This is a genomic window from Nocardia sp. NPDC004722 (genome assembly GCF_053601505.1).
Genome location: NZ_JBSGBY010000258.1, coordinates 1 through 11,219 on the forward strand (window position 1 = coordinate 1; position 11,219 = coordinate 11,219).

Consider the following 11,219-nt stretch of genomic DNA (forward strand, 5'->3'; position numbering starts at 1 on the left):
GGTCAGCCGCCCGCCGGCGGCTGGCCCGTCATGGCCTGGGATCACGGCACCACCGGCCTGGGCCCGGGTTGCGGCTGCCAGGCCGATCCGGAGCGGGAGGTGCTGCCCTACCGCCGCCGCGAGGAAGAACTGATCATGCGGTTCTTCCTGAACAAGGGCTACGCGGTGGTCGCGCCCGACTACATCGGGCTCGGCCTGTTCGACACCGGCCCGCACCCGTACCTGGAGATCAGCACCGAGGCGGGCGCGACCATCGACATGGTCAAGGCCGCCCGCGCGGCGCGGCCCGAACTCTCGCGCACCTGGGCGGTGAGCGGCGCCTCGCAGGGCGGGCATGCGGCACTGGGCAGTTCGAGCTATCAGGTGCGCACCGCGCCGGAACTGGACTTCCGCGGCACCGTCGCCCTCGACCCGGCCTCGGATGTAGAGAAGGCGCTGCCGGTGGCCGGTCCCTGGGTGCCCGCGCTGCCCGGCTCGTCCGGACAGGACATCAACGCCTTCTTCACCTCGATCCTGATCGGCATGCGCGCGACCCGCCCCGACGCCCAGGTCAATAGCTACCTCACCGACTACGGTCGCCAACTCCTCGACAGCATCCAGTACGACTGCCTCGACACCCTCACCGATCGCATGGCGGGCGTGACCACGGGCGCGATCCTGTCCCGCCCGCTGTCGGAGGGCCCGTTCTCGGCGGTGCTGCGCGACTACATGACCGTCGCCACCCGCGGCTACGACGCACCGATCCTGCTGCTGATCAACGCGACCGACACCACGGTCCCCTCGCCGCTGCACGCCGCGCTGATGGCCCAGTTCGCCGCGAACGGCGTGGATTTCAGTTCGGTGCTCGGCACCGGCGGTCACACCGAGATGAATCCGGCGATGTGGGCGGCCATGGACGCCTTCACCGACCGCATCTTCGCCGCTCCCACGGTGTCTTGATAGGTTTTCCAGAATGTCCGAACCCGTTGTCGCCGGTCGTGGAAAAGCTGCCCTGCTGGGGCCCGTCGAAGTGCGTGAGCTGGCGGAGCGTTTCGGCGTCCGCCCGACCAAGCAGCTCGGGCAGAACTTCGTCCACGACGCGAACACCATGCGCCGCATCGTGGCCACCGCGGGCGTGAGCCGCGACGACATCGTGCTCGAGGTCGGGCCCGGCCTGGGTTCGCTGACGTTGGCCGCGCTGGATGTGGTCGACCGCGTGATCGCCGTCGAGATCGACCCGACGCTGGCCAGCCACCTGCCGGAGACGGTCGCGGCCCGCGCGCCGGAGCTGGCCGAGCGATTGACCGTGGTGCCCATGGACGCCATGAAGGTCACCCACGCCGATCTGCCCGCCGAGCCGACCGCGCTGGTGGCCAATCTCCCCTACAACGTGGCGGTTCCGGTGCTGCTGCACCTGCTGGCCGAATTCCCCAGCATCCGAACCACTCTCGTCATGGTGCAGCTGGAGGTCGCCGATCGGCTGGCTGCCACGCCCGGCGGCCGCATCTACGGCGTACCGAGCGTGAAGGCGGGCTTCTACGGCACCGTCCGCCGCGCGGGAACCGTTGGCCGCCAGATCTTCTGGCCGGTGCCGCAGGTGGAATCGGGTCTGGTGCGCATCGACCGCTTCGCCGACGCACCCTGGCCGCAGGACGAAGCCTTCCGCCAGAAGGTCTTCGCGGTCGCCGACGCCGCCTTCGCGCAACGGCGCAAGACTCTGCGCGCGGCCCTGGCCAGCTGGGCCGGTTCCGCCCCCGAGGCCGAGAAGCGCCTCGTCGCCGCCGGAATCGACCCCGCGGCCCGTGGCGAAACCCTCGACACCGCCGCCTACGTCCGCCTCGCCCAGCAGTCCTGACCGAGGCAGCAACTTCCATTCGGTAACAACCGGATTCGCCAGATCGACATGCTGTACGGCAGTGTTCGCAAATCGAATGGGAGATGACATGGGTTCGGCGGAAGCAACAACCTGGCTGCGCGACGGCTACCTGAGCGGGGATCCGCTCCGGTCCTCACTGTTCGTCGCGCTGATGTTCCTCAGCATGCCGTTCCAGTTGCTGACCGGGAACGGCTTCTAACTAGCTGATGCCGAGCCGGGAGGTGCAGGCGGGCCACGCGCCCCAACCCTGACGGGCGCGCGTGACTTCAGCGATCGCGATCTGCTCCTCCCGGGTGGCCATGTCGGCGCGCGGCGCATAGCGGGTGCCGCCCTGACGTTCCCAGGTGTTCTGGTCGAACTGGATGCCGCCGAAGAAGCCGTTGCCGGTATTGATGGCCCAGTTGCCGCCGGATTCGCATTTGGCCAGGGCGTCCCAGGTATTGCCGTTCTGCACCTCGGGGACCTCGGTGCCGGGCTTGGCGCCCTTGCGCACGGTCTTGGGCTGTGCAGGCACGATCACGTTCGCCTTGATCGGATCCTTGCCCGCCTCTTGGCCGTTGACGATGGAGACCGCGAAGGTCACGTCCTGGGTGCCGGGCACGCCCGGATTCTCGACGATCGTGCGACTCATATTGAGCGTCTGATCCTCGATGATGTTCTCCGGCGGATCCAGCGGCACCCGTTCAGTGCGGTTCTGCACCACCTTGCGGGTGACGGTGATCTTCATGCCCTCGGTGAGCGGGGTGCTCGCGGGCGGCACCACGAAGTCCTGATTGACCAGCGGGCGACCCTCGGCCTGGAGCAGTTCCCCGATGGTCGGGGCGGCCAGGCGCACCAGCGACGCGGGAACTCCGTTGTCGGACAACTCGACCGTGCGCGGGTTGGTGACCAGCAGCTGCGCCCCTTCCAGCGGCAGCGGGCTGGGGCGCGCGGGCGAGGTGAAGACGTCGCCGGGCAGGTTCAGCTTGGTGATCGCCTCGGCCACGGTGAGCGCGGTGGTCCACGCCTTGGACGGGGTGCCGTCGACGATGAGCGCGACCTCACGGGCCCGGTTCAGCGTGATGGTGGCTCCGTCGCCGATATGCGCTCCGGCCGAAGGGGATACATCGTCGCGCGAGGTGAGCGCGTAGCCGGCGTCCTTGAGCGCGCCGCGCACGTCGCCGCGCATGGTGCTCTCGACGAACTCCTTGCCGTCCACCACGAAGGTGACCTGCTTCTTGGCCATGATGGCCACGCCCGCACCGACGATGAGCGTGACGAGCATCGCCGCGATCGCCCCGTACAACATCGGGGAACGCGACGAGTTGATCTTCGCCAAAGCGTGCATCGGAAATCCCGGCATGGTCACAGTACGATAACGAGGGGGTGAGGGATTCACAACCACTACCGGCGGAACTGCGGGTACGGAAATCACGACCCGATATCGAACCGCAGGTAAGTCACGATCGGGCTAGATCATAGTGAGCCGCGACACAGAAGGCCAACCGGAGCGAGCCCCGCATAATTTTTGCGAGAAAGGTTCCGGTTGCGAGCTTTTGGCTTTCAGATCCCGTAAACCCGGCGGGCGTTCGCGGTGGTGATCTTGGCCAGCTGCACCGGGTCCTGATCACGAATTTCGGCCAGCGCCCGCAGCGTGTACGGCAGCATGTACGACTCGTTGGGCGCGCCGCGGAACGGGTGCGGAGTCAGGAACGGCGCATCCGTTTCGACCAGAATCAGCTCGTCCGGAACGAGTTTCGCGGCTTCCCGCAATTCATGCGCATTCTTGAAACTGACCGTGCCGGAGAAACTCAGCACATACCCCTCTTCGACGCAGGCGTTCGCCATGTTCGCGTCGGAGGAGAAGCAATGGAAGATCACGGTTTCCGGCGCGCCCTCGTCCAGCAGCACGGTGAGCAGATCGTGATCGGCCTCACGATTGTGGATCATGAGCGCCTTGCCCAGGCGCTTCGCGAGGTCGATGTGCCAGCGGAAACCCTCGACCTGATCCTCGATGTCCGCGCAGCCGTCGAGCTTGCCGGGCCAGTAGTAGTCCAGGCCGGTCTCCCCCACCGCGACCACCCGCGGGTCCGCGGCGAGCTGTTCCAGCTCGGCCTTCGCCGCGTCGTCGAGGTGGTTGGCGCGCGTCGGATGCAGCGCGACCGCCGCGTACACCCGGTCGTCCCAGTTCGCGGCCTGGACCGCGAAGCGCGCGGCCTCCAGATCGTCGGCGACCGTGACGATCTCCCGCACGCCCACCGCCCGCGCCCGGTCCACCAGCGCCGCAACCGATTCCGGATCGGTGGCCCCGCAGGCGTCGATATGGGTGTGCGCGTCGATCAACGGCGACAGCGGCTGCGGCGGCTCGGGCGCGGGTCGGCTGTTCCTCATGCCCGCGCCTGCGGAGTGAGAGGGGCGACACCAGCCACGGGGATATTCACGCGAGCGACGAAGGACACGAAGATAGAGTAGTCAGCACCATGAGCGCATCCGAACGCCCCGCCTTTTACCTCACCACGGCCATCGCGTACCCGAACGGCAATCCCCACATCGGGCACGCCTACGAGTACATCTCCTCCGATGCCCTGGCCCGCTTCAAACGGCTGGACGGCTTCGATGTGTTCTATATGACGGGCACCGACGAGCACGGTCAGAAGGTGCAGCAGGCCGCGAAGGCCGCCGGGCTCGCCGAGCAGGAGTACGCCTCCCGCAACTCGGACATCTTCGAGGCGATGGACAAGACGCTCGACATCTCCTTCGACCGGTTCATCCGCACCACCGACGAGGACCACCTGGCCGCGTCGGTCGCGATCTGGGAGCGGATGGTCGCCGCCGGCGACATCTACCTCGACACCTACTCGGGCTGGTACTCGGTGCGCGACGAGGCCTTCTACACCGAGGAGGAGACCACCCTCCTCGAGGACGGCACCCGCATTTCCACCGATACCAAGACCCCGGTCGAGTGGACCGAGGAGTCGAACTACTTCTTCCGCCTGTCCAAGTACCAGGACAAGCTGCTCGAACTGTACGAGACGAACCCGGAATTCATCGCGCCCGCGACCCGGCGCAACGAGATCGTCTCCTACGTGAAGGCCGGGCTGAAGGACCTGTCGATCTCCCGCACCACCTTCGACTGGGGCGTGCCGGTGCCCGGCCATCCCGAGCACGTCATGTACGTGTGGGTGGACGCGCTCACCAATTACCTCACCGGCGCGGGCTTCCCGAACACGGATTCGGCCTCGTTCCAGAAGTATTGGCCCGCGGATCTGCACATCATCGGCAAGGACATCTCGCGGTTCCACACCGTGTACTGGCCCGCGTTCCTGATGAGCGCCGGAATCGAGCTGCCCAAGCGGGTTTTCGTGCACGGCTTCGTCAACTACAAGGGCGAGAAGATGTCCAAGTCGGTCGGCAATGTGGTCGACCCGCTCGACCTGGTCGAGACCTTCGGCGTGGACGCGCTGCGCTTCTTCCTGCTGCGCGAGATCTCCTACGGGCAGGACGGCTCCTACAGCGAGGAGTCGATCATCGGCCGAATCAACTCCGATCTGGCCAACGAGTACGGCAACCTCGCGCAGCGCTGCCTGAAGATGGTGGCCCGCGACTTCGGCGGTGTCGTACCGACTCCCGGCGAGTTCACCGAGGACGACCGCGCCCTGCTGGACCGTGCCAACGGTCTGGCGGCGAGCGTCCGCGCCGAATTCGACACGCAGCAGATCCATCTCGGCCTCGAGCATTTGTGGCTCACCCTCGGTGAGACCAACCGCTACTTCTCGGCGCAGGCCCCGTGGACGCTGGCCAAGTCGGGCACGCCAGAAGACAGCGCCCGCGAGGGCACCATCCTGTACGTGACCATGGAGGTGCTGCGGATCGTCTCGATCCTGGTGCAGCCGGTGATTCCCGCCTCGGCGGGCAAGATCCTGGACCTGCTGGGCGCGACCGACCGGACCTTCGCGGACATCCCCACCCCGCTGGTCCCGGGCACCGCGCTGCCGGAGCCCGAGGTGGTCTTCCCGAAGTACGTGGTCCCCAAGTCCTAGTGGAGTTTCCGGTGCCGCCCGCCCCCCTTCGGCGGGCGGCCACCGAGACACCCGTCACCACGGGTGGAGATTCCCCTCCGAACTCCACACCGGAACGGGAATGCCGCGTCGAACACAACACTGCCCGATCCGCGGAATCGGATCGGGCAGTAGTTGATCTCGCCGAATCAGCATCCGGTCCCATTGCGGTGGCGGTCAACCCATGGAGGCGGCACGAATTGGGGCACTCGCGCTGACCAGGTGATCCAAATCAGAGGATGGCGAGCGGGTCCACCGTGGGGGTGCCAGGCGCCCGCGGCGTGAGCACGAACAGCTGGTAGCCGCACCGCGGGTGAAAGGCGTTGTAGAAGCGCATCGTAAAGCTCACGTGCGTGTCCATCCCGGGAAAGCGGACTTGAACCAGCGAATCGTTGAACAGTTCTTCGCTCATGCCGCAGTCCCAGAGCCGATCGAAGTCCGGGTTGGTGCGGCAGGTGTCCAGGATCTGCGCGAGCCGCTTCGGATCGACGACGCCCGGCGACATGACGCGCAACCCGTACAACAGCCGCCGAACGACGGTCTCCCAGTTGATGATCAGCTCGCGGGCCGCGGGGATGGTCATGAACTGCTCGATGACGTTCACCGGCCGCTCGGCATCCGGACTCGCGGGTGCCAGCCACGGAAAGCCCGCCAGCGCAATGCTGTTGGCGGCGAGCACCTCTTGTTCCGGGAACTGGTGGAAGAACGCGGGCACCGGCAGCGCCTCCAGGTGGTCGAGATCCTCCTGCCTCAGATCCGGCGGCCAACTGCCGACCGCGAGACTCGACGCCTTGGGCATCGCGAGCGACACCATCTTCTCCAGCAGCCACAACGGCGCATCCATCGCGGCACACCAGTCCTCGAGCCGCTCGGCCGACACCACCCGCTCCCCGCTCTCCAGCTTCCGGTAGAGCGACACGCTGATGAACATCCGCCGGGCAACTTCCTCCTGCGTAAGCCCGAGCATCTCGCGCCGATACCGCATGTACGTCCCGACCAGCGGCTGCTCAGGAGGAATATCCATCATTACGGCCATGCGACCCCCTAGCTCGGAACGCGTGGCGTGAGCATGAACAGCTGATAGGGGCAGTTGTCGGGATGCCAGGCGTTGTAGGAGCGCATGGTCAGGTGGATCTCACCGCCGGTCTCCGGGTCACGCACCCGCACCAGCGAGTCGTTCCAGTCCTCTTCTCTCATATCGGTGTTCCAGAAGCGCTCGAAGTCCGGGTTGCTCCGGCACGCGTCGACGATCTGGGCGAGGCGTTCCGGGGCGACACTGCCGGGAGCATTGACGCGCAGCACGAACAGCAGGCGGTGCACGATCAACTCCCAGTTGATCAGGACCTCGCGCGCGATCGGGGTGGTCATCATCTGCACGATGACATTGGTGGGCAGATCGGCGTTCTCGGCGGCGGGCACGAGCCACGGAAAGGCTTGGCGCGCGGCCTCGTTCGCCGCCAGTACCTCGTATTCGGGCACGCGGTGATAGAACGCCGGGAAGGGGAACGCCTCCTGGTGTTCGATGTCCTCCGCGCGCAACGCCGGTGGCCACACCCCGGCCTCGACGGACGTCAGCTTCGGCTGCGCCACCGAGACCATCTTGCGCAGCAACCACTCCGGCGCCTCCATGGCGACGCTCCAGTCGGCCAGGCGGTCCGTGGACATGGGGCGCTCGCCACTCTCCAACTTGCGATACAGCGAGAGGCTGACGAACATCCGCCGTGCGACTTCCTCCTGCGTGAGGCCCAGGCTCTCGCGCCGGTAGCGCATGAACAATCCGAGCAGGGGCTGTTCCGGGACGGGTGAGAGCTCGCCGGTCACCACTGGTCGGTCTACCTCCTGACTCACGCTGCTCTGGCAGATACAGCTATCTTTCCGCAATTTCTACCGAAGCCGCGGCCGAGATCCAACTTCGGCCAGCGTCAGCCTACGACGGAGGCTCAGCTCGCGCGTCCCGGCACCGCGGCGGCCCGGTGGCGTCAAGTTGCAGTGACAATGCAACGATGTGCATATGGGTGCTGGCGAGAGGGAGGATGCGGGGTTGGGCGGGGACGGGTGCTCGGATCGGCATCGGGCGACTCGGGAGGCGTTGTTGATCTCGCAGCGGGGGCGGCTGGTGGAGGGGATCAGTGAGTGTGTGGAGGTGAAGGGGTATGCGGCTACCACGCTGACCGACATCGTGGGGCGGGCTCGGGTTTCGCGCAGCACGTTCTATGAGCACTTCGCGAGTAAGGAGGAGTGCTTCGTGGCGGCGGTGGAGGCGGGGGCGGATCTGCTCTACACACGGTTGTGCGAGGAGATGGCGCGGCTCGAGCATCCGGATGTGCGGGGGCTGGTGACCAATTCGCTCATCACCTACTGCGAGGTGATCGTGGCGGAGCCGCAGCTGTCGCGGCTGGTGCTGGTCGAGGCGATCAAGGCGGGCGGGGCGGCATTGGCCCGGCACGACGCGTCGCTGGACCGGTTCGCCGCGCTCTACAGCGAGTTCCAGCAACGGGCCCGCGCCGAATCGGGAGCCGTGCCGCGGGTGAACGACGCGCAGCTGGCGTTCATCGTCGACGCCATCGCCGAACGCACCCGGCGACTGGTCGAGCGGGACGAGATCGACCAACTGCCGCAACACATTCCGGATCTCCGGGACTTCGCCTTCGCCGTGCTGCGGCTCCCGCAGTCCTGAATCCCCACCCCGGCGACCCCGACTGAGGTCACCTGCCCGCAATGCCGCCCAGGCGGCGCGCCCGAGACCCGATGATAATGACGATCTGAAGGGTCAGCGGTTCAGTAACGGAGGATGCATGCGCGACAGGCAGGCTTGGACACCGGCACACGAACCGAATGGAACCACCCTGCAGCGCACCAATTTCGACCAGCGGCACCGCGCCGCCCGCGACGCGGTCCTCACCTCGCAGCGCGGACGGCTGCTCGAGGCCATGGTGGAATGCGTCGAGGCCAAGGGCTACAGCGCCACCACGCTGTCGGACATCGTGGCCCGCGCCCGGGTTTCGCGCAGCACCTTCTACGAGCATTTCAGCAACAAGGAGCACTGCTTCGTCGAGGCGGTGCGCACCGGATCCGACATCATCGCGGCGCGCATCGTCGAGGAACTCGCCCAGTTGCCCACCGACGCCGGGGCGTACGCGCGCATCGAGTCGATCGTGGTGACCTTCTGCGAAACCGTCGCCAGCGAACCGGATTTCGCGCGGCTGATGCTCGTCGACGCGTTCAAGGTGGATCAGGAGTCGGTGGCGCTGCGCGATCTGGCGGTGGATCGCTTCGCCGATCTGTACCGGGTCTTCTACGCCCAGGCCCGCGAGACCGATCCCACGCTGCCGGTGATCACCGACGCGCTCTTCCAGCTGATCCCCGACGCCATCGGGGAGCGCACCCGCCGGGTCATCGTGGCCGAGGGCGCGCACCGGGTGCCCGAACTGGCCCCGCTGTTCGTGGAATTCGTGATCGCGGTGCTGGGACTGCCGCCGCGCGCCTAGCCTGTCGCCTGTGCACAATGCCGAAATCGCTTGTGCACAATGCGAAATCGACTGTCGCTCAGACAGTTTGCGGCGGCGAGCGACGACGGCACAGTACTTCGGCGTACCAGGGTGAAGTCACTCACAGCGAAGCACCCGACTCGTCATCACCGTGCCATATCGAAGACACATAACGCGTGGTAACCAGAAAGTGACTGCCTCCCAGAGCTTCCGGCAAATCGCCACCTCAGCCCGCACGCGAGGCCGCGCGCTGGCCGGAAAAATATACCGCCACCGCGCGTAACACTAAGCAAGCGTTCACGATTCGTCTCAGACAATCACACGGAACGCTCGAGTTCCCCATGTTAGTTACTCTCGGGTAGCCTCATTCGCATCCGAGCTTGACGTTCACTTTCCTCCCAGTTCAGGAGTCCCCCGTGCCGCAATCTCGATTCGAGTCCATCGGTGCATATCTACCCGAAAAGCGTGTCACTACAGCCGAATTGCTCTCGCAATTGAAAGAAGTTCCGGAGTTCGATCTCGAACGAATCACGGGCGTCAAGGAGCGGCGTTTCCGCGACACCCGGCCGGAGAGCCACGAAGACTCCTTCGTGCTGGCCATGAAGGCCGTCGAAGACAGTCTCTCCAGGTCAACCTATGCCGCAGGCGATCTCGACGTCATCATCTCCACCTCCATCACCCGCAGCAAGCACGGCACCAAGATGTATATGGAGCCGTCCTTCGCCGGGGCGATCGGCCGGGCGATCGGTGCCCGCGAAGACGTTATCGCCTTCGATCTCTCGAATGCCTGCGCGGGCATGATGAGCGGCGTCTACATTCTCGACAGAATGATTCGCAGCGGTGCCGTGAAACGCGGAATCGTGGTCAGCGGCGAGGCCATCACGCCCATTGCGGAAACGGCCGTGAATGAGATTTCCAGTAAATACGATCTGCAATTCGCGTCTCTGACAGTCGGCGACTCCGGCGCGGCCGTGGTGCTCGACGAGGCCGTCGACGACAACGACAAGATCCACTACATCGAGCTGACCACCGCGTCGGAGTTCTCGCACCTGTGCCTGGGCATGCCCAGCGACAAGACCAATGGCGTGGCGCTCTACACCGACAACCGCAAGATGCACAACGAGGCGCGGTTCCTGCTGTGGACCGACACCCAGCGCAACTTCATGGAGGAGCGCGGAATCGCCTTCGCCGACGAGGGTTTCGACTACATCATTCACCACCAGTTCGGCGCGGCGGCGATTCCGTACATGAACGCCATCGCCGAACGCGAGTTCGGACACCCCATGCCGCCGGACCTGAATGTCATCGAGAAGTACGGAAACACTTCCAGCACTTCGCATTTCATCGTGCTGCACGATCAGCTGAGCCAGCAGGCCATTACCGCCGGCTCCAAGATCCTGATGATCCCGGCCGCCTCCGGCGTGGTCGGCGGCTTCCTGTCCACCACCATCTCGTCGCTGAAGGTCTGAGGTCTACGAACATGGGCGTGCGCATCAAATCCACCGGAATCAGCCGGGACACCGACACTTTCAGCATCGTGGAGCTCAGCGGCCGGGCCGCGCGCCGCGCCATGGAGAGCGCGGGCGTGGAGCCCGGGCAGGTCGGCGTGATGATCAACGCGGGCATCTTCCGCGACAGCAATACCGTCGAGCCCGCCGTGTCGGCGCTCATTCAGAAGGCCGCGGGCATCGGGCTGGACTACGTGAAGGAGGACCCGCGGTCGGTCTCCTTCGACCTGCAGAACGCGGGCACCGGCGTGCTCAACGCGGTGCAGGTCGCGCAGGCGGTGCTGGCCACCGGCAGCGCCGAGCACGTGCTGATCGTGTCGGGCGACACTCA

General features: G+C 66.0%; 11 protein-coding genes and 1 pseudogene. 8 read left to right on the top strand and 4 right to left on the bottom strand.

The window, feature by feature from the left end:
* From ACWELQ_RS23950 to ACWELQ_RS23960, 3 genes are all read left to right on the top strand, one after another.
* Window positions 1–939: lipase family protein (locus ACWELQ_RS23950; protein ID WP_452399284.1), on the top strand; the 939-nt coding region annotated here is incomplete at its 5' end.
* A 13-nt stretch (window positions 940–952) separates the two neighbouring features.
* Window positions 953–1,834 carry a 16S rRNA (adenine(1518)-N(6)/adenine(1519)-N(6))-dimethyltransferase RsmA gene (gene rsmA, locus ACWELQ_RS23955; protein ID WP_452399285.1) on the top strand — a complete coding sequence of 294 codons (882 nt, stop codon included), beginning with the start codon at window positions 953–955 and terminating at the stop codon, window positions 1,832–1,834.
* 88 nt (window positions 1,835–1,922) lie between these two features.
* Window positions 1,923–2,054 carry a hypothetical protein gene (locus ACWELQ_RS23960; RefSeq protein ID WP_452399286.1) on the top strand — a complete coding sequence of 44 codons (132 nt, stop codon included), beginning with the start codon at window positions 1,923–1,925 and terminating at the stop codon, window positions 2,052–2,054.
* Here the strand turns inward: ACWELQ_RS23960 and ACWELQ_RS23965 are convergent, their stop codons facing one another.
* Together ACWELQ_RS23965 and ACWELQ_RS23970 are read right to left on the bottom strand one after the other, a co-directional pair.
* Window positions 2,055–3,182, bottom strand: a complete 1,128-nt coding sequence (locus tag ACWELQ_RS23965; protein WP_452399287.1) for a transglycosylase family protein — start codon at window positions 3,180–3,182, stop codon at window positions 2,055–2,057.
* Window positions 3,183–3,397: 215 nt separating this feature from the next.
* On the bottom strand, window positions 3,398–4,225 hold the full coding sequence (locus ACWELQ_RS23970) for a TatD family hydrolase (RefSeq protein ID WP_452399288.1): 828 nt from the start codon (window positions 4,223–4,225) through the stop codon (window positions 3,398–3,400).
* A gap of 89 nt (window positions 4,226–4,314) precedes the next feature.
* Between ACWELQ_RS23970 and metG the strand changes: the two genes are divergently transcribed.
* Complete coding sequence (gene metG, locus ACWELQ_RS23975) at window positions 4,315–5,874, top strand: methionine--tRNA ligase (RefSeq protein WP_452399289.1); 1,560 nt, start codon at window positions 4,315–4,317, stop codon at window positions 5,872–5,874.
* Between the two features lie 250 nt (window positions 5,875–6,124).
* On the opposite strand, the gene ACWELQ_RS23980 is transcribed toward metG, so the two are convergent.
* Together ACWELQ_RS23980 and ACWELQ_RS23985 are read right to left on the bottom strand one after the other, a co-directional pair.
* Window positions 6,125–6,928 (bottom strand): MmyB family transcriptional regulator, encoded by an 804-nt coding sequence (locus ACWELQ_RS23980; protein WP_452399290.1) that lies wholly within the window; start codon window positions 6,926–6,928, stop codon window positions 6,125–6,127.
* Window positions 6,929–6,936: 8 nt separating this feature from the next.
* Window positions 6,937–7,713 (bottom strand): MmyB family transcriptional regulator, encoded by a 777-nt coding sequence (locus ACWELQ_RS23985; protein WP_452399291.1) that lies wholly within the window; start codon window positions 7,711–7,713, stop codon window positions 6,937–6,939.
* Window positions 7,714–7,984: 271 nt separating this feature from the next.
* Between ACWELQ_RS23985 and ACWELQ_RS23990 the strand changes: the two genes are divergently transcribed.
* From ACWELQ_RS23990 to ACWELQ_RS24005, 4 genes and pseudogenes are all read left to right on the top strand, one after another.
* Window positions 7,985–8,569: a TetR/AcrR family transcriptional regulator gene (locus ACWELQ_RS23990; protein ID WP_452399292.1), complete on the top strand. Its 585-nt coding sequence runs from the start codon at window positions 7,985–7,987 to the stop codon at window positions 8,567–8,569.
* Window positions 8,570–8,687: 118 nt separating this feature from the next.
* Complete coding sequence (locus ACWELQ_RS23995; RefSeq protein WP_452399293.1) at window positions 8,688–9,380, top strand: TetR/AcrR family transcriptional regulator; 693 nt, start codon at window positions 8,688–8,690, stop codon at window positions 9,378–9,380.
* Between the two features lie 416 nt (window positions 9,381–9,796).
* The gene (locus ACWELQ_RS24000; RefSeq protein ID WP_452399294.1) at window positions 9,797–10,849 is read left to right on the top strand and encodes a 3-oxoacyl-ACP synthase III family protein; all 1,053 of its coding nucleotides are present in this window, start codon (window positions 9,797–9,799) and stop codon (window positions 10,847–10,849) included.
* 11 nt (window positions 10,850–10,860) lie between these two features.
* A pseudogene (locus ACWELQ_RS24005) lies at window positions 10,861–11,219 on the top strand (hypothetical protein); the annotation flags it as partial.